Origin of the sequence: Sphaerisporangium sp. NPDC005288, from assembly GCF_040607475.1 — a bacterium.
Lineage (GTDB): Bacteria > Actinomycetota > Actinomycetes > Streptosporangiales > Streptosporangiaceae > Sphaerisporangium > Sphaerisporangium rhizosphaerae.
In genome coordinates this window covers 18,467-35,648 of the sequence record NZ_JBEXGT010000069.1, presented here as the reverse complement: position 1 = coordinate 35,648, position 17,182 = coordinate 18,467, and the positions used below count along the sequence as shown (strand labels likewise).

Sequence of the window (17,182 nt, the reverse complement as noted above, 5' to 3'; positions counted from 1 at the left end):
CGGCTCGTCGGATCGCCCTTGAGCATGGCGTCGAGGATGGCGTCGCTGATCTGGTCGGCGATCTTGTCCGGGTGACCCTCGGTGACCGACTCGGAGGTGAACAGGCGGCGGGACATCTTCACTCCTCGGGAATCTTGGCGCGAGATCCGAATTCTCGCGTCCTGTGCTCAAGCTCGGTTAGAAACGACTGCGGACGGCCATGCCGACAAAGATCACGGGCTGGAGAGTGGCCGCCGTCGTGGCGATGGTGAGCCGATGGCGATATTCGCCTGAGAAAAGCAAGGGCCATCGTGCGAATGGCGCTCGCGCGATGGCCCTTGCCCGCGTGGGGACTTACCGCGAAGGAAACCAGCGACCAGGGACATCACCTCTTCATGCGGTTAAAAATCCTTGCAAGCTCGATTGATTCGATGCTAGACCGGAGCCCGACCCCGCTGAAACCCCAGTGCGACCCCTACCGTCCGGGCCGCCGATAGCCGCGTTATCGAGGACACCCCGGCGACGCTTTTCAAAGGGGCTCGCAGCCCGCGCGCGCGGGGATACCCCACGCGTTTCCCGCCGTTCGCCCTATTACCGCCACCGGCCCCGTCGCACGCCGCGCGGGCCGTCGGCGGCGGCGGGCGCCGCGCCGTCCCGCCCCGTGCGCCGTGCTCCCCGCCGACCCCTGGCCAGGATATTCTCCGGTCGATAACCGGATGCGCAGGCGGCCTTTCGGCGTCCGGAATATGCCCTAGTTGTCGTGCGCACCGAGTTGTACCATGCGAAGACAAGTGGTCAAGGTCGGCGAGGGGGCGATCGGCGCCGCGAGGCTCCGCCGCATGTCCGGGCATTCGATCCACTCAAGCCCGAAAAGCCGCGTCACCTGAGCGGTGTGTCCGATACTGGGAGAGCGCGAAGACTTCGGGTGGTCCCGCGGGTTCTCTTGCAAGGAGTCACAGGTGGAGTTCCGAATCCTGGGGCCGCTGGAGGTGGTCGAGGGCACTGAGCGGCTGGACGTGGGGGGGACGCGGCAGCGCATCACTCTGGCCAACCTCCTGCTCGACCCCAACCGCGTCGTCACGGTCGACCGGCTCGCCGAGGCCATCTACGGCATCGCCCTGCCGCCCACCGCGCGCGCGCAGGTCCAGATCTGCATCTCCTCGTTGCGCCGGCTCTTCGCCGCGTACGGAGGCGCGGACCTCATCACCACCCAGTCGCGCGGTTACATGATCCGCGTCGACGAAGGCCGCCTGGACGCCCAGCGCTTCGAGGCGCTGACCCTGCGGGCCCGGCGCGCCAGGGACGCCGGCGACGCCGACCAGGCGGTGCTGGCCTACCGCGAGGCGCTGGCGCTGTGGCGCAGCGAGGAGGCCCTGGACGGCATCGAGAGCAGGCCGGTGCAGTCGGCGGCGAGCCGGCTGACCGAAGAGCGGATGACGACCAACGAGGACTGCCTGCAGCTCGAGCTCGACCTCGGCCGGCACGAGCAGCTGATCGGCGAGCTCACCCAGCTCGTCGACCGCTACCCGCTCCGCGAGCGCCTGCGCGGCCAGCTCATGCTGGCCCTGTACCGCGCCGACCGCCGGGCCGAGGCCCTGCAGGTCTACCGGCTGGCCCGCCAGACCATGATCGAGGAGCTGGGCATCGAGCCCAACGAGCAGCTCCAGCGCCTGGAACACGCCATCCTCACCGCCGATTCGAGCCTGGACCCGCCGGGCAAGGCCGCCGTCATCTCCGCCGAGCCGCCGCGGGCGCCGTCCGTGACCGCGGTGCCCTTCCTGCTGCCGAGCGCGATCGCCGACTTCACCGGGCGCAGGAAGCAGATCGACGCGATCGAACGCGAACTGGCGATCGCCGAGGAGGACCCCACCCGGTTCGCCGTGCCGATCATCATCGTCGCCGGCAAGGGCGGCATCGGCAAGACCACCGTCGCGGTGCACGCCGCGCACACCGTGGCCGGACGCTACCCCGACGGCCGGCTGTTCGCCGACCTACACGGCGGCGGTTCCCGGCAGGTCAGCCCGATGCACGTGCTCGAACGGTTCCTGCGCGCGCTCGGCGTCCCCGGCAGCGCGATGCCCGAGAGCCTGGAGGAGCGCGCCGAGATGTACCGCGCGCTCCTCGCCGACCGCAGGACCCTGGTGGTGCTGGACGACGCGTCCGGCGAGAGCCAGGTCCTGCCGCTCCTGCCCGGCACCCGCACCTCCGCGGTGATCATCAGCAGCCGCAGCCGCCTCGCCGGGCTGGCCGGGGCGCTCCACGTCGACATCGGCGTCTTCGACACCGACCAGTCCATCGAGATGCTCGAGCGCATCGCCGGCGCCGAGCGGGTCCGGTCGGAGATCGAGTCGGCCAGGGCGCTGGCGGAGCTGTGCGGGCACCTGCCGCTGGCGCTGCGCATCGCCGGCGCCCGCCTGGCCGCCCGTCCCCACTGGCGCATCGAGCAGCTCGTGGGCCGCCTGGCGGACGAGACGCGCCGGCTCGACGAGCTCAACCACGGCGACATGGGCATCCGCGCGAGCCTCTCGCTGACCTACGAGTCGGTCGGCGAGCAGGCCAGGCGGCTGTTCCGCCGGCTGGCGATCCTCGACAGCGGGATCTTCTCCGTCTGGACCGGCGCTGCGCTGATGGACGTGCCCTTCTTCGACGCCGAGGAACTGTTCGACGAGCTGGCCGACGCCCAGCTCATCGAGGCGACCGGCGGGCACGGCCCCTACAGCGCCTACCGCTTCCACGACCTGGTGCGCGTGTACGCCCGCGAGTGCCTGGCGGCGGAGGAGACCTCCGCCGAGCGCAAGGCCGCGCTGGGACGGGCGCTCGGCGGCCTGCTGTTCCTGGCCGAGGCCGCCCACCGTCGCGCCTACGGCGGTGACTACGTCCAGATCCACAGCGGCGCCGAGCGGTGGGCCCTGCCCGACAAGCTGACCGGCGCGCTGGTCGCCGATCCGTTCGCCTGGTACGAAGCCGAGCGCACGCTGCTGGTCTCCGGCATCCGCCAGGCCGCGCACGCGGGCTTCATCGACCTGACGTGGGACCTGGCGGTCAGCGCGGTCACCCTGTTCGAGTCGCGGATGTACCTGGACGACTGGCGCGAGACCCACGCCATCGCCCTCGCGGCCACCCGGCAGGCCGGCGACGTCCGAGGTCAGGCCGCGATGTTGTACTCCACGGGCACTCTGAAGCTCACCGAGAGGCGCCTGGCGGAGGCGTCGCTGGACTACGAAGAGGCGCTGCGCCTGTTCGCCGAGGTCGGCGACGACACGGGCACCGCCCTGGTACTGCAGGTCATGAGCCTGCTGGACCGCGTGGGCGGCCGGTTCGAGCAGGCGATGGCGCGCGCCCGGCAGGCACTGGAGATCTTCACCGGCACCGGCGACCAGGTGGCCGCCGCGTACGTGCTGCACAACATGGCCCAGGTGCGGATGGAGAGCGGCGATTCCGCGGGGGGCGAGAGCGCCGGCGAGCTGCTGGCCCAGGCGCTGGACCTCAGCCGCCAGGGCGGCAGCAGGAGGGTGGAGGCCCAGGTGCTCCACCGGATGGGCCATGCCCATCTGGCATCGCACGAGCCCGACAAGGCCGTCGAGGTCTTCGAGACGGCGCTGACCATGGTGCGCGAGCTCGGCGACACCTCCGGGGAGACCTACGTCTTCAACGGGCTCGGCGTCGCCCGGCTGCGGCAGGGCGAGGCCGCGGCGGCGGAGGACGCACTGCACGAGTCGGTGCGGCTGGCCGTGAGCACGGGCGACCTGCTGGCCGAGGGCCGTTCGCTGCTCGGGCTCGGCGAGGTGGCGATCGCCCGCCACGACGGCGAACGGGCCGTCGCGCTGTGTGAGCGGGCGCTGGACATCTTCAGGTCGATCAGCACACCGACCTTCGAGGAGCGGGCTGTGACGTTGCTGGAGGAGGCGCGGGGCATGCTCGCACCCGCGGAGCGCATGGGCGAGACGGGCGAACTGGTAGGCTGACCCGCCTGGACGCCGGAGCGGACCGGCCGACTCGCGCTCCCCGCGAGAGGCGTCCCGCGGTCAAGACCCGAAGACCGGTCGTGGCCCTAGGGGCGGTCGCGGCTTAAGGCCGATCATGACCCAAGGCCGGTCGTGGTCCAAGGGCGGTCGCGGCCGGGCCGCCGGTCGCCGCGCGGGGCTGTGAGGCGTCGCGGGTGCCGGACGGCGTCACCGGGAAACAAGTGCCGCGATGGCAATGTGCGCCCGGTGTGCAATCTCGTCCTTTCGCGCATTGGACGCCGGAATGCGCGCCGCCGCATCTCGCAAACAGCTATTGTCGGCGGCGGCGGCCGAATAAGAGCGTGCCAGGCGGTGCCCGCCGGCCGCGAATACGCGGGAAATCCCCCGTGCGAGCGTTGCCGAGCGGCCGCGACCTCCGGCCGGCGCCACGCCGGTCTTTTTCCCCGGGCGTCCCCGCGCGCACCCTTAGTACCCCGTGCCCGGCCCTAGCCCGGCGTCCGGCCGTCCCGAGAAAGATTGGCGTTGACGCCTCGTGGAACGGCGGCGTCGATACGCTTGGAACGTGATCGCCATGCGAGTGAGGTACGAAAGGTCCCCGGGGGCCGGCGTTTCCGATTTCGCCGTTTCCTTCGGGGAACGAAACCCCGCCGTCCCGCCATCCCGGCCGCGGACCGGCGGACGCTCGCGCGACGGCGTCTCGCCTTGGCCGGTCTTCCCCATACCTTTTGGCGCGAGCCCGCTCGCCCTCAGCCCCCTGCCGCACCTCGAGGGATCATGATCAAGTCAATCCTGCCCGACTTCGTCGCGGCCGTCGACGTGTTCACCGATCCACCCGACCCGATGCTCTTCCCCGAAGAGGAGCAGGTGGTCGTGCACGCCGACGACCGTCGGCGGCAGGAGTTCAGCACGGCGCGGGTGTGCGCCCATGACGCGCTGCGCAAACTCGGCGTGCGTCCGGGCCCGGTGCTGCCCGGGCTGCGCGGGGAGCCCCAGTGGCCCACGGGCGTGGTCGGCAGCATCACCCACTGCGCCGGCTACCGCGGGGCCGTCGTCGCGGCCGCCTCCAAGGTCACGGCCATCGGCATCGACGCCGAGCCCAACGAGCCGCTCGTGCCGGGCGTGCTGGAGGCCATCTCCCTGCCCGAGGAGCGTGAGAGCCTGGCCAAGCTCACCGGCCGGCATCCCCGCGTGCAGTGGGACCGCATGCTCTTCAGCGCGAAGGAGTCGGTGTTCAAGGCGTGGTTCCCGCTGGCCAAGCGGTGGCTCGACTTCCAGGACATCCTGATCAACGTCGACCCGGCCAACGGCGAGTTCACCGCATGGCTGCGGATCGGCGGGCCGCGGGTGCGCGGCCTGCGCATCACGGTCTTCTCCGGTCGCTGGGTCTCCGACGCCGGGCTCGTGCTGACCGCCGTGGTGCTGCCGGCTCCGGGCCGTGCGGGCTCCCCCCGGCCGGGCGCCGTCCACCGCGCCCCGGTCCAGGGACGACCGCCGCACGCGATGTGACCGCCGCCGCCTCTCCGGCTCCCCGGCATGATCGACTATCGAATACGTGTACGAAAGAGTCCCATATACTGCGGATATGGACACCGCGTTCCAGGCTTCGCTGCTCGACTGGGGTGACGAGGCCGGCCTCGGCCCGCTGGGGCCGGCGGTCCGGCGCACCCGTCTGGCCCACGGCGCGTGGGTCGACGTCCGCCCGGCCTGGGTCTCCGGCGCCGACGCGTTGTTCGAGCGGCTGGCCCGGGTCGTGCCCTGGAAGGCCGAGCGGCGCCACATGTACGACCGGGTCGTCGACGTACCCCGCCTGCTGAAGTTCTACGAGGAGGGCGAGCCGCTGCCCGACCCCCTGCTGGAGGATGCCAGGCGCGCGCTCGACGCCCACTACGGCGAGGAGCTCGGCGAGCCGTTCCGCACGGCCGGGCTGTGCTTCTACCGGGACGGCCGCGACAGCGTCGCCTGGCACGGCGACCGCATCGGACGTGGCGGCACCGAGGACACCATGGTCGCGATCATCTCCGTGGGCGTGCCGCGCAGCCTGCTGCTGCGCCCGCACGGCGGTGGAGGGCCGACGCTGCGCCACGACCTCGGCCACGGCGACCTCATCGTGATGGGCGGCAGCTGCCAGCGCACCTGGGAGCACGCCATCCCCAAGACCAGCCGTCCCACCGGCCCGCGCATCAGCATCCAGTTCCGCCCTCGCGGCGTCCGCTGACCCGTTCCCCCGTTCACGGCTCTCCCGTCGGCCGGGCGACGCCTTGGTCAGCCGCGGGGAATGAGCAGCGAGCCCATGCCGATGAACAGCGCTCCGGTGACGATGTCGAGCTTCCTGCGCGCGCGCCGGTAACTCCTGGCGATCACCGGGGTGGCCGACAACAGGGCCACGCACCCGAACCAGGTGAAGGCGATGACGAGCATGGTGGCCAGTGTCCCCGCCCTGACCGCCATGGAGGCGCCGTGCGGCAGCAGGCTCGCGAAAAGCGCGCCGAAGAAGGCGAGGGCCTTGGGGTTGGCCAGATTGGTCAGCAGCCCGACCCGCCACTCGCGCCACCGGCTCTGCGTCGCACCCGCCTCCACCGGCGGCGTCACGCCGTCGGCCGCGCCCGCCGACCGGTCGCCGAACGCCTCCCCCGCCGAAGCGGCCATCTCCCCTGTGGCCGTCCCGGTCCGCCCGCCCGGGTCGCCCTGGTTCGCCAGGTCGGTTTCGACGGCACGCGCGGCCGGGCGGCGGGCCGCGCGGATGGTCAGCACCCCGAGCGCGACGAGGAACAGCGCACCCGCGACGCGCGTCGCCGTGTACAGCCACTCGAATCGTTCGACGACGACCGTCAGCCCGAAGAGTGCGGCGAGCGCCCACACGGCGATGCCGGTGACCACACCCGCGGCCACGCGCAGGCCGCTCCCCCGCGACCGGCCGGCCGAGTACCGCAAAGTGATCAGGAAATCGGGCCCGGGGCTGATGACCGCGAGGGTCCAGAATCCGAGCAAGGGAAGCAACGCGAGCCAAGACATGGGTGAACGATCCTCCAGGGTGCGGGTCAGCCGACCACCGGTGAGGCGATGACGACGATGATGTCGGCGGCCTGGTCTCCGGTGCGGTAGGAGTGCGGGCGGTCGCCGGCGAAGGCGAGAAGGTCGCCGGGAGTGAGTTCGCGGACGTCGCCGCCCGGACCGGCGGCGACCGCGCCGGAGGCGATCAGCAGGTGCTCGACGGTGCCGGGCGCGTGCGGCACCCCGGCGAGGCCGGTGCGCGGCGGCATGCGCAGGCGCCACAGTTCGAGGCTGTGCCCGCTGCCGACCCGGCGCAGCAGTTCCCGGGTGGGCTCGTCCTGGCTGGCGACGGTGGCCGGGACGTGGACCGGGCCGGAGTCGGTGTCCCGGGCCAGCAGGTCGGTCAGCGGGATGTGCAGGGCGACGGCGACGGCGTCCAGGGTGTCGATCGTCGGGTTGCCGGTTCCCGCCTCCAGCCCCGACAGCGTCGCCTTGCTGAGCCCGGCACGGCGGGCCAGCTCGGCCGCCGACATGCCGCGCTGCGCGCGCCGCCGCCGGATCTGCTCCCCCACGGCCACCGCCGCCCCGCCGCCGTCCGGACGCCGCTCCCCGTTCATGTCGCCCGCCCGGAGAGACGCGCCGCAAGCCCGGCCGACCGCGCGCCCACGTAATGAACCATACGTTCACTATACCGAACGTATTTGTCAGGCGCATCGTTCCGACGTCTCGCCGGCCTTCAGAAGCGGTAGCGCAGGATGCGGCCGACCTTCCTGAGGAAGTAGAAGCGGTTCATGACGGCCAGGGCGGCGCGGTACCCCGCGGGGAAACGGGCCACCTCCGGGACGTCGGAGAAGAACAGCTCCTCGGCGAGGTGGAGGCCCGGAACGGCGGCGGTGAGTTCGGCGGGGTCGTCCAGGCCCCAGCGCAGGGTGGCGCCGGTCGCGCGGATGGCGGGCTGGAAGCGGCTGAACCTCACGGCGAGGTGGCTGAGCGCGTCGAAGACGATCTCGCCGGCGGGGAACCGGCCGGTGATCCGGCGCAGGAGGCCGTGGACCTCCTCGGTGGTGAGGTACATCATCAGGCCCTCGGCCACGACCAGCACCGGGTGGTCGGCGGGCACGCGCGACAGCCATCCCGGGTCGGTCGCGGGCAGGCCGATCATGGTGTAACCGCTCGTCGCGGTGCCCTCGCGGGGTGGGAAGAGGCGTTCGCGCAGGGCGATGATGTCGGGGTAGTCGACGTCGAACCACCGGACGGCCTCCGGCGGGTCGAGGCGGTGGACGCGGGTGTCCAGGCCGCAGGCCAGGTGGACCACCGTCGCCCGCGGATCGACGGCAAGTCGGCCGGCCGTGAGGGTGTCGAACGTCTTGCCCCGGATGGCCACGCCCAGCGCGTCCGTGGAGCGCATCCTCAGCTTGCCGAAGTCGTAGTCGATGCGATCGACGGCCCGCTCTGCCAGCGGATCGCGCAGGACCGGGTCCGGTGTGCGGCTGTGCACGGCGCGGCCGTACAGGGTGGCGAGGAGGGTCTCCTTCTCCTTGGTGAGGTGGACCTTCTCGGTACCCATCCCTCCAGCGTAGACCCGACCGGAAGGGAGTCCACGCAGGTCAGCACGGGTCCGCACCACGGAGTTGCGCTAGCCCGGGGGCTTCGGGCCGGTGGACCAGCCGGCGTGGCGGGCGGTGGCGATGGCCTCCTTCAAGGCCAGCCGGCTGACATCGGCGCGCAGCCCGGCCAGGCGCAGCACGTGGCCGTCCTCGGCGACGGCGTACTCGTGGCGGTCGCCGTCGGTGCGGTACCACCCCACCTCGTCCCGGTCGCAGGAGACTCGCACGTCGGACAGGTCGGCGTCGGGCAGGTCGCCGGCGGCGGCCGGCGTGGGCGAGGCGGGGGCGGCGGCCGGCGGAGGCGAGGCGGGGGCGGCGGCCGGTGTGGACGAGGCGGGGGCGGGGGTGGCGGCGGACGGCCTGGGGTCGGGGTCGTCGGTGGGCGGGTCGTCGGTGTGGACGGGCCAGTGGCGGCAGATCTCGTCACTGAAGGAACCGCGGTCGACGCCGAACCACACCTGCCGGCCTTCACCGGAGATGTAGTAGGTCTGAAAGCCCTCGTCGTTGTAGACGCTCACGGACTGCCTCGCCGGCTCGTATCCCGGCAGGTCGACCACGTACACCAGGTCGGGGGACACCCCCTGCTCCCTGAGGTCGTCGAACTGCACCCCGGCCAGCGTCACCCCGGTGCCGCAGCCCGACACCAGGACGAGCCCGGGCATGATGAGCAGGCCGGCACGTCGTATCACGCTGACACCTTCTCCTACGGCGCCCTCACCGGCCGGGTCATTGGGCGACCTGATCCCCGAACAGGCCGGACCTTTACCTTCGGGCGCCGCTCCGCTCCCCGGCTCCCCCCTCCGGCGGCGACCGCAGCAGCCGCGGGGAAGCCGGGCAGGAGGTCAGCGGGGTGCACGGGCCTGGCGCGCTGACAGGCCCGTGGCACGTGGGGATCAAGGGCGCGTCCAAGATCGGGTGCCGAAAGAGCGGCATGCCCGGGAGGCGATCGCTATGGCGAAGTCGAGCGCCGCGATGAAGGCGCCGGAGTCGAGTCGCCCGGCGAAGCCCGCCGGCCCGCCGTCCGCCGGCATCGCCCGGCACAGCGCGAAGGTCAGGGCCCCGTGCAGGACGTCGCCGGCGCCGAGGGTGTCCACGACGTCGACCCGCGGAACAGGCCGCATCCCCGTCCCACTTGGCGCCGAGACCCCCGTCCCACCCGGCGCCGAGACCCGCGTTTCACCCTGCGTCGAGACCCGCGTTTCGCCTGGCGTCGACGGGTCTTCGCCGCCTCCCAGGGATGACGCCACTCGGCCCTCCCGCGAGGAAGGCGGCGCCTCGGCGGTGGCGCGTCCCGCCGGGAGCGTTTCGGAGGACGGAGTTCGCACCGCATCGGGACCGTGACCCTGCCTCGGGCCTCGCCACAGCACCGGGGCCGGGCCGCGGGTGACCGCCGTCCACGGCACGCCGACCGCGTGCAGGTGGGCGAGCGCCTCCTCGGGCGTCCGGGTGCCGGGCGGGTGGAAGTCGGCGGACGCCACGGCGACGTCGATGTAGGGCAGCAGTTCGGCCGTGCCGGGCTTCCAGCTCCCGGCGTCGAGGACGGTGAGGCGGCCCTGCTCGCGCGCGGCCCGCGCCGCGGCGAGGGCCAGGCGCGGGTGGTGGCCGTCCAGGTGCACCGCCTGGCTCGCCGCCACCAGCGAAGCGAGATCGGAGGGCGGCTCGGCGCGCTGGTGGGCGGCGTTCACCGAGACCACCGCCCGGTCCCCGCTTCCCCGGGTCACCATGATGGTGGAAACGGCCGGCGGCTCGGTCGCCGCCGGGGTCGCGTCCACGCGGCGCACGCCGTACTCGGCGAGGTCGGCGTCGATGCCGGTGACCAGCGGATGCGCGCCCACCGCGCTGAGCAGCGTCGCCTCGCCGCCGAGATGGGAGAACGCGACGGCCGCGTTGGTCGCCGGTCCCCCCGCGGCGACGACCTGGGCCAGCGCCGTGATCTTCTCGTTGGGCGAGGGCATCCGTTCGACCGACTGCACCAGGTCGAGCGTGCACAACCCGGCGAACAGCGCCCGCGACATCGTCATGCCCAAACGTAACCACACGCCCGAACCCACGCCGCGCTCTCCCCTGGCGACCGGCCACCATGGTCGGTGGAACGGCCGGACCGGCGCACCGTCGAAGCCGACCGGTCCGGCTCGCCACCGGAACCGACCAGCTCGGCCGAGCGGGCCGACGTACCGCCGGGAACCACTCGCCGGCTCACCAGGCGGGCGCGCGCGACGGCCCGCTACCGCGCCGGAGCCAGGGCGGCGTCCGGGCCGTCGACGTACAGCCTGTCGAACTCGGCCAGGTTGGCGAAGCCGGCGAAGTTCGCGTTCACCTCCGTGCGCTCCGCGGCGCTCGGGTTGGCGTTGGTGCAGCTCACCGGGGCGCTGGAGCCGGACATCAGGTCGCTGCAGCGGCCGGTGCGGCGGTCGGGCAGGCCGAGGATGTGCCCCATCTCGTGGGTGGCGATGCGCAGCGGGTAGTACCCCTCCGCGGTCGCCTCGCGGCCCATCCAGATCGTGCCGCGGCCGAGGCCGGCCATCTGCGTGCGCGGCCAGCCGTTGTCGGCGAGCACGACGAAGTCGGCGGGGGTGCCGGCGACCAGGCGGACGTTGGTCACGCTGGCGTTCCACACCTGCGCGGCCTGGTCCATGACGGTGCGGAACTCGGCGGCGCGGGTCGCGTCGTACCGCAGCACGCGGACGGCGGCGCCGGCCTGTGCGGAGGCCGCGGGGGCGGGCGACACGGTGACGAGGAAGGCCAGGCCGAGCAGCAGAGCCGAGACGGTGCGAAGGATTCGTGACACGGGATCGGGTCTCCTCAAGGTGGGGACGGCCACCGCGAGGCACGCCGAAGGGATCACCGGCACAGCGGCCCGCGACCTGCGGAGTCCTCGGGTGAGGCTCCCGCCAACGTACGCGCGCCGCCCTCCACCCGGGGATACGCCAGTTCCCCCCTACCACCGCGTTATGGATCGCCGCACAGCCGCACCTCGATGCCGCCGGTCGCGTCATGGGGCGGCACGCGGAACCGTCACGACAAAGCAGTCGCGAATGTCCCCCGAACGCACCACAGGACGGGCCCCGCGCGGCGGTGCCGTCATGGGGCGTGGATCGGGGACAGGGCGTTGTGTCAGAGGGTCAGGGGGATCCATTCGCCGTGCTCGCCGCCGCGCAGCAGGGTGGTCAGCCCGGCGTCGTCGAAGGCCCGGTCGATGTCGGCGCGGCCCTCGCTGAAGTGCGCCCATCCGTCGTAGTGCGCGGGGACGACGATCGGCGCTCCCAGCACGGCCGCGGCCGCGCCGGCGCGCTCGCTGGTGAGCGTGAGAGGCCGGCCGCGTTCCTTCTGCGGCACCCGTGCCCCGCCGACGAACAGCACGGCCGCGTCGACCGGCCCCACCCGCCGGGCGATCTCGGCGACCACGCCGAGCGAGGCGTTGTCACCGCTGACGTACACGGTCGGCAGATCTTGGCCGGCCAGCAGGAAGCCGGTGACCTCGCAGTTCACGTGGCCGTCCTCGTCACGCGCCCCGTCCTGCGGGCCGTGCACTGCGGGCAGGGCGTGGACCGAAAGGCGCCCGCCGCCGTCGGCGCGCGGGAGCTCGTAGGTGGTCCAGGGGGCGAGCCCGATGGCCGGCGGCCCGAGCCGCCGGGCGGTCGCCGGCCCGGTCAGCAGCACCGGCGCGGCCAGCGCGAACGCGCGCCCGCGGTCGTCGAGGTTGTCCGGGTGCAGGTCGTGGCTGACCAGCACCGCGTCCACGGGGCCGACCTCGTCCTCGGAGGCGGCGGGACCGGTGAGCTTGGTCAGGTACGCGTGCGGCCCCGGGTCGTCGAACGTGGGGTCGGCGACCAGTCGCAGGCCGCCGATGTCGATGACCGTCGTGGGCCCGCCGAGCACGGTGACCGCGCACTCCTGCCGGTTCACCCCGATGCGCCCCGTCATATCGGCTCCTTCCGCTCCCCTGTGGACCTGGCGTCACCCGCCTGGCCTCACCTCTTATGCCACCATGGGCGCCCGCCGGTCGCGCCGGGAGGGCGGGAGGGCAGGGCGCGCGGACGGGTCAGGCGCGGTTCCTGGCCTCGTCGTAGTGGTCGCGGGCCTCCATGATCTTGGGCATCTGGCCCCCCAGCCACTCGTACAGGCCGAGCAGACGACGGGCGGCCTCCTGGCCGAGCGGGGTGAGGCTGTACTCCACGCGGGGCGGGATGGTGTGCTGCGCCTCGCGGTGGATCAGGCCGTCGCGTTCGAGGGCCTGCAGGGTCTGCGCCAGCATCTTCTCGCTGACCCCGTCGACCCTGCGGCGCAGCGCGTTGAAGCGGTAGGAGCCCTCGCTGAGCGCGAGCATGGCCAGGATGCCCCAGCGGCCGGTGATGTGCTCCATCGTCTCGCGCGAGGGGCATCCGCGGGCGAACACGTCGAAGATGAGCCGCCCGTGCTCCTCGGCCTGGGCGGTGCCCTGCTCGTTCATGGTCGCAGCCTACGCCGTCACCGCGCTGCGTGTCGCACCGTACTAACTTCTAACTAGCACTTTCTGAAAGTTAGTACTAACCTTCCCGCGAGATGTCGCCAACGAAGGAGCACAGATGATCGTCGTCACCGCCGCGACCGGGCAGCTCGGCCGCCGCGTCGTGGAAGGACTGCTGGAACGCGTCCCCGCCGGCCAGATCGTGGCGGCCGTGCGCAGCCCCGAGAAGGCCGCCGACCTCGCCGCCCGCGGCGTGCTGGTCCGCGAGGCCGACTACGACCGGCCCGAGACGCTGAAGGGGGCCTTCGGGGCGGGGGACGTCGTGCTGCTCATCTCCTCGGACCTGGTGGGCGGCCGTCTGCCGCAGCACGTCGCCGTCGTGGACGCCGCCGTCGAGGCCGGGGTCGCCCGCATCGCCTACACCAGCCTGCTGCACGCCGACACCGCGACCGTCTCGATCGCGCCCGAGCACAAGGCCACCGAGGAGCACATCCGCGCCTCCGGCCTTCCCTTCACCTTCCTGCGCAACGGCTGGTACAGCGAGAACCACGCCGCGGCGATCGCGCAGGGCGCCGCGACCGGCTCCATCTTCGGCAGCGCCGGCGAGGGCCGCGTCGCGAGCGCCACCCGCGACGACTACGCCGCCGCCGCGGTGGCCGTGCTGACCGGCGAGGGGCACGAGAACACGGTCTACGAGCTGTCCGGGGACCTCGCCTGGAGCCTGCCCGAGCTCGCCGCCGAGGTCTCCGCGGTCGCCGGTAGACCGGTCTCCTACCAGGACCTGCCGGTCGAGGACTACGAGCGGCTGCTGGCCGAGGCGGGGCTCCCGCCCGAGCTCGCCGCCGCCTACGCCGGCTTCGACGTCGCCATCGCCAAGGGAGAGATCGGCGACGCCACGGGCGAGCTGCGCCGGCTCATCGGGCGGCCCACCACGCCCCTGCGCGACACGGTTGCCGCCCTTCTCGGCGACGCCTGACGCCCTCACCGGGAGCGCGACCGTCCCGCCCGGCGGCGGCCATGCCGCGCGGAGCGGAGCGCCCCTCGGCGCCCTCAGTCGAGGGCGCCGAGGGTGATGCCCTCGATGATGTGGCGCTGGGCGGCGACGGCCACCACCAGGACCGGGACGATCGTGATGAGCGACGCCGCCATGATCAGGTTGTACTGGGTGGTGAACTGGCTCTGGAACACCGACAGCCCCTGCGACAGCACCGCCATGTCGGTGGTGTTCACCACGATCAGCGGGAACAGGAAGTTGTTCCAGTTCTGCAGGAACAGGATGATGGCCAGCGCCGCGACGACCGGCCGGGCCAGCGGGGCGTACACGCTGAGGAACACGCGCAGCTCCGAGGCGCCGTCGATGCGGGCGGCCTCCCCGAGCTCGCGCGGCGTGCCGAGGAAGAACTGCCGGAACAGGAACGCGCCCAGCGCCGAGGCGATGTTCGGCACGATGAGGCCCTGGTAGGTGTTCAGCCAGCCGAGGTCGCCCAGGAGCTGCGACATCGGCACGATGATCGCGCTGAAGGGCACCATCAGCCCGCTGAGCGCGAGCAGGAACAGCGGGCGCCTGCCCGGGAAGTCCAGCATGGCGAAGGCGTAGCCGGCCAGCAGCCCGCTGGCGAGCTGGCCCGCGGTGGCGGCCACGCCGAAGATCGCGGTGTTGAGGTACCACCGGCCGAACGGGGCCTGCGACAGCGCGCGGCCGATGTTGGACCACTGCGGGTCGCGCGGCCACAGCGGCGCGGCCGGGTTGATGATCTCGGCGTCGGTCTTCAGCGCGCTCACCGCCATCCACACCAGTGGGAAGGCCACGATGAGCACGGCCAGGCCGAGCAGCGCGTACACCACCGAACGGCGGGCGACCAGGCTAGCGGGCACGGTCGACCCGCCCGAGCAGCCAGATCTGCGTCACGGTGACCAGCAGCGAGATGAGGAACAGCGCGACCCCCATGGCGTTCGCGCGCCCGGTGTCGAACTGGACGAACCCCTCGTTGTAGACGTAGTAGAGCGCGGTCTGGGTGGCGCCGTCCGGGCCGCCCTGGGTCAGCACGTAGATCTGGGTGAAGGTCTGCAGGCCGGTGAGCGTGGTGACCACCCAGATCAGCAGGGTGTGGCGCCGCATGATCGGCCACTGGACGTGGAGGAAGCGCCGCCAGGCCCCGGCGCCGTCCACGCTGGCCGCGTCCAGCACGTCCCGGGGCACCGACTTCAGGGCCGCGACGTAGAGGATGACGTTCTGCCCGAAGAACTGCCAGGCGCCGAAGGTCAGCACGGCGGCCAGCGCGAGCCCCGGGGAGGACAGGAAGTCCGCCTGCGGCAGGCGGACCGCGCTCAGCAGCCGGTTGATCAGCCCGAACTGCGGCGCGAACATGTTCGCCCAGATCAGCGCGGTCGCGACCACCGGGACGACGAGCGGGATGACGAACGGCGCCCGCAGCCGCGCCACACCGGGCGCCCGCGAGTTGAGCAGCAGGGCCAGCACCAGCCCGGCGCCCATCGTCAGCACGACGAACCCGGCGGTGTAGAGGCCGGTGACGCCGAGCGCCCGGGCGCCGCCCTCGCCGAGCATGTCCGCGTAGTTGTCCAGGCCGACGAACCGCGGCTCGACGTCGAACACCCCGCCGCTGTACAGGCTGCGCCACAGCAGCATGGCCAGCGGCACCAGCGAGAACAGCACGGTCAGCAGCACCGTGGGCGCCACGAACGCGTACCCGAGCGCCCAGGTGCGGCGCGAGCGCCGCATCAGCCGAGTTTCTTCAGGGCAGCGTCACCCTCCCGCGCCGCCTTGGCCAGCGCCTGCGCCGGGGTCTGGCGCCCCTTGAGCGCCGCGTTGATCTCGGTCCACAGGCTCTGGGAGATCGCGTTGTAGGCCGGGGTGATCGGGCGGACCTTGCCGGTCTTCTCGGCCTCGGCGAACACCGGGTAGGTCGGGTCACCGTCGATGTGCTTCTTGAGCTCCGGCTGTTCGAGCTGGGCCGGGTCCGAGGGCAGGCCGCCGCTCTTGACCGCCAGGTAGGCGCCCCGCTCGGGCGTGGCGAGGAACTTGAGGAACGCGAGGCCGGCCTTCTCCGCCGCCGGGTCGGTCTTCAGCAGCGCCGCCACGCCGATGCCGAGGCTCGTGGCCGTGCCGGACGCGCCGGCGGGCATCGGCGCCACGCCGAAGTCGATGCCGGCCTTCTCGAACGTGGGCACCGCCCACTGGCCGTTGACGATCATGGCGACGGTGCCGCTGGCGAACGCGGGGGCGCCGTCGAAGCTGCCGGCCTGCGCGTAGCTGGTGCTGGGCGCCGCGCGTTTCTTCAGCAGGTCCACCCAGGTGGTCAGGGCCTTGACGCCGGCGGGGCTGTTGAAGGCGGTGGCGGTGCCGTCGGCGTTGAGGAAGGACCCGCCTTCGGCGTAGAGCATCGGCGCCCAGGCGAAGGAGATCCATTCGGCCTCGCCGAGCGGCACGTAGAAGCCGTACTTGTTCTTGGCGGGGTCGGAGAGCTTCTCGGCGTCGGCGGCCAGCTCGGTCCAGGTGGCGGGCGGCTTGGCGATGCCGGCGTCGGCGAAGGCCTTCTTGTTGTAGAACAGCACGATGTCGCCCACTCCGGCCAGCGCCATGCCGAGCTGGTGGCCCTTGTGGAACAGGGACTCCTTGATGCCGGGGTACAGCGCGTCGGTCTCGGCGGTGAGCTTGCCGTCCAGCGGGATCAGCTTGCCGCTCTGGTTGAGGATCGGCAGGTCGGAGGGGTTCTGCGTGAGCAGCACCGTGGGCTGGGTGCCGTTCTTCAGCGCGGCGATGACCTTGGGCAGGTACTGGTCGGAGCTGGCGATGTACTCGCCTTTGGCGTGCATGCCGGGGTGGGCCTTGTCGAAGGCCGCGTCGACCTCGGCGATCTGGGCCGGCTGCCAGCCGCTGGTCCAGTAGGTGAACGTGCCGCCCGCCGCGCCGGAGCCGCCGGCGCCGCCGGACCCCTGTTGCGCGCCGGTGCCCCCGCACGCGGCGGCGGCGAGCATGAGTCCCGACGCGATGGCGCCGGCGGCGACCCTCTTGCTGATCATCGTCTTCCGTCCTGTCGCTCTCGGGGCTCCATGGGACGTGCGGCGTACGGCCGGTGGATCACGGTGACCTACTTTATAAGTAGGTAAAGACGTGTCGTAGAGACTCTCACGATCACCCATGTACCCCAAGATCGCCGGCTATCACGTCCCCG

The 17,182-nt window shown here is 72.4% G+C and carries 16 protein-coding genes; 4 read left to right on the top strand and 12 right to left on the bottom strand.

What is annotated here, in order from left to right:
- A partial coding sequence (locus ABZU32_RS38555) for an S-adenosylmethionine synthetase N-terminal domain-containing protein (protein WP_354836556.1) occupies nt 1-116 on the bottom strand: 116 nt, incomplete at its 3' end.
- An 822-nt stretch (nt 117-938) separates the two neighbouring features.
- On the opposite strand from ABZU32_RS38555, the gene ABZU32_RS38550 reads away from it, so the two are divergent.
- The 3 genes from ABZU32_RS38550 to ABZU32_RS38540 all read left to right on the top strand — a co-directional run bounded on the left by ABZU32_RS38550 (nt 939) and on the right by ABZU32_RS38540 (nt 6,159).
- The gene (locus ABZU32_RS38550; protein ID WP_354931133.1) at nt 939-3,944 is read left to right on the top strand and encodes a BTAD domain-containing putative transcriptional regulator; all 3,006 of its coding nucleotides are present in this window, start codon (nt 939-941) and stop codon (nt 3,942-3,944) included.
- 774 nt (nt 3,945-4,718) lie between these two features.
- Nucleotides 4,719-5,450 carry a 4'-phosphopantetheinyl transferase superfamily protein gene (locus tag ABZU32_RS38545; RefSeq protein WP_354931131.1) on the top strand — a complete coding sequence of 244 codons (732 nt, stop codon included), beginning with the start codon at nt 4,719-4,721 and terminating at the stop codon, nt 5,448-5,450.
- Between the two features lie 76 nt (nt 5,451-5,526).
- Complete coding sequence (locus tag ABZU32_RS38540; protein ID WP_354835474.1) at nt 5,527-6,159, top strand: alpha-ketoglutarate-dependent dioxygenase AlkB; 633 nt, start codon at nt 5,527-5,529, stop codon at nt 6,157-6,159.
- A 47-nt stretch (nt 6,160-6,206) separates the two neighbouring features.
- On the opposite strand, the gene ABZU32_RS38535 is transcribed toward ABZU32_RS38540, so the two are convergent.
- From ABZU32_RS38535 to ABZU32_RS38500, 8 genes are all read right to left on the bottom strand, one after another.
- Nucleotides 6,207-6,956: a LysE family transporter gene (locus tag ABZU32_RS38535; protein ID WP_354931129.1), complete on the bottom strand. Its 750-nt coding sequence runs from the start codon at nt 6,954-6,956 to the stop codon at nt 6,207-6,209.
- A 26-nt stretch (nt 6,957-6,982) separates the two neighbouring features.
- A complete protein-coding gene (locus tag ABZU32_RS38530; RefSeq protein ID WP_354931126.1) occupies nt 6,983-7,552 on the bottom strand; it encodes an XRE family transcriptional regulator in 570 nt (189 codons plus the stop codon).
- Between the two features lie 119 nt (nt 7,553-7,671).
- Nucleotides 7,672-8,502 carry a class I SAM-dependent methyltransferase gene (locus tag ABZU32_RS38525; protein WP_354931123.1) on the bottom strand — a complete coding sequence of 277 codons (831 nt, stop codon included), beginning with the start codon at nt 8,500-8,502 and terminating at the stop codon, nt 7,672-7,674.
- A gap of 69 nt (nt 8,503-8,571) precedes the next feature.
- Nucleotides 8,572-9,231, bottom strand: coding sequence for a hypothetical protein (locus tag ABZU32_RS38520; RefSeq protein WP_354931120.1), 660 nt, complete (start codon nt 9,229-9,231; stop codon nt 8,572-8,574).
- Nucleotides 9,232-9,435: 204 nt separating this feature from the next.
- The gene (locus ABZU32_RS38515) at nt 9,436-10,563 is read right to left on the bottom strand and encodes a PfkB family carbohydrate kinase (RefSeq protein ID WP_354931118.1); all 1,128 of its coding nucleotides are present in this window, start codon (nt 10,561-10,563) and stop codon (nt 9,436-9,438) included.
- A 203-nt stretch (nt 10,564-10,766) separates the two neighbouring features.
- Entirely contained in the window at nt 10,767-11,330 is a 564-nt protein-coding gene (locus ABZU32_RS38510) for a snapalysin family zinc-dependent metalloprotease (protein WP_354931115.1), read from the bottom strand.
- Between the two features lie 326 nt (nt 11,331-11,656).
- On the bottom strand, nt 11,657-12,466 hold the full coding sequence (locus tag ABZU32_RS38505) for an MBL fold metallo-hydrolase (protein WP_354931112.1): 810 nt from the start codon (nt 12,464-12,466) through the stop codon (nt 11,657-11,659).
- Nucleotides 12,467-12,584: 118 nt separating this feature from the next.
- Complete coding sequence (locus ABZU32_RS38500) at nt 12,585-12,992, bottom strand: helix-turn-helix domain-containing protein (RefSeq protein WP_354931109.1); 408 nt, start codon at nt 12,990-12,992, stop codon at nt 12,585-12,587.
- A 115-nt stretch (nt 12,993-13,107) separates the two neighbouring features.
- Here ABZU32_RS38500 and ABZU32_RS38495 point away from each other — a divergent pair, with 115 nt between their 5' ends.
- The gene (locus ABZU32_RS38495; RefSeq protein WP_354931106.1) at nt 13,108-13,965 is read left to right on the top strand and encodes an SDR family oxidoreductase; all 858 of its coding nucleotides are present in this window, start codon (nt 13,108-13,110) and stop codon (nt 13,963-13,965) included.
- Between the two features lie 74 nt (nt 13,966-14,039).
- Here the strand turns inward: ABZU32_RS38495 and ABZU32_RS38490 are convergent, their stop codons facing one another.
- From ABZU32_RS38490 to ABZU32_RS38480, 3 genes are read right to left on the bottom strand one after another with little or no spacing between them, the layout of a single operon-like run.
- Nucleotides 14,040-14,864 (bottom strand): carbohydrate ABC transporter permease, encoded by an 825-nt coding sequence (locus tag ABZU32_RS38490; RefSeq protein WP_354835494.1) that lies wholly within the window; start codon nt 14,862-14,864, stop codon nt 14,040-14,042.
- Entirely contained in the window at nt 14,854-15,729 is an 876-nt protein-coding gene (locus ABZU32_RS38485; protein WP_354835496.1) for a sugar ABC transporter permease, read from the bottom strand. The genes ABZU32_RS38490 and ABZU32_RS38485 overlap by 11 nt, the downstream gene beginning before the upstream one ends.
- Nucleotides 15,729-17,030 (bottom strand): extracellular solute-binding protein, encoded by a 1,302-nt coding sequence (locus tag ABZU32_RS38480; RefSeq protein ID WP_354931103.1) that lies wholly within the window; start codon nt 17,028-17,030, stop codon nt 15,729-15,731. Before ABZU32_RS38480 ends, ABZU32_RS38485 begins: the two co-directional genes overlap by 1 nt.
- Nucleotides 17,031-17,182 lie beyond the last annotated feature (152 nt).

Coding starts and splice junctions, on each gene's coding strand:
- ABZU32_RS38545 (WP_354931131.1), top strand. CDS start 4,719: ATGATCAAGTCAATCCTGCCCGACTTCGTCGCGGCCGTCGACGTGTTC.
- ABZU32_RS38540 (WP_354835474.1), top strand. CDS start 5,527: ATGGACACCGCGTTCCAGGCTTCGCTGCTCGACTGGGGTGACGAGGCC.
- ABZU32_RS38535 (WP_354931129.1), bottom strand. CDS start 6,956: ATGTCTTGGCTCGCGTTGCTTCCCTTGCTCGGATTCTGGACCCTCGCG.
- ABZU32_RS38530 (WP_354931126.1), bottom strand. CDS start 7,552: ATGAACGGGGAGCGGCGTCCGGACGGCGGCGGGGCGGCGGTGGCCGTG.
- ABZU32_RS38525 (WP_354931123.1), bottom strand. CDS start 8,502: ATGGGTACCGAGAAGGTCCACCTCACCAAGGAGAAGGAGACCCTCCTC.
- ABZU32_RS38515 (WP_354931118.1), bottom strand. CDS start 10,563: ATGACGATGTCGCGGGCGCTGTTCGCCGGGTTGTGCACGCTCGACCTG.
- ABZU32_RS38505 (WP_354931112.1), bottom strand. CDS start 12,466: ATGACGGGGCGCATCGGGGTGAACCGGCAGGAGTGCGCGGTCACCGTG.
- ABZU32_RS38500 (WP_354931109.1), bottom strand. CDS start 12,992: ATGAACGAGCAGGGCACCGCCCAGGCCGAGGAGCACGGGCGGCTCATC.
- ABZU32_RS38495 (WP_354931106.1), top strand. CDS start 13,108: ATGATCGTCGTCACCGCCGCGACCGGGCAGCTCGGCCGCCGCGTCGTG.
- ABZU32_RS38485 (WP_354835496.1), bottom strand. CDS start 15,729: ATGCGGCGCTCGCGCCGCACCTGGGCGCTCGGGTACGCGTTCGTGGCG.
- ABZU32_RS38480 (WP_354931103.1), bottom strand. CDS start 17,030: ATGATCAGCAAGAGGGTCGCCGCCGGCGCCATCGCGTCGGGACTCATG.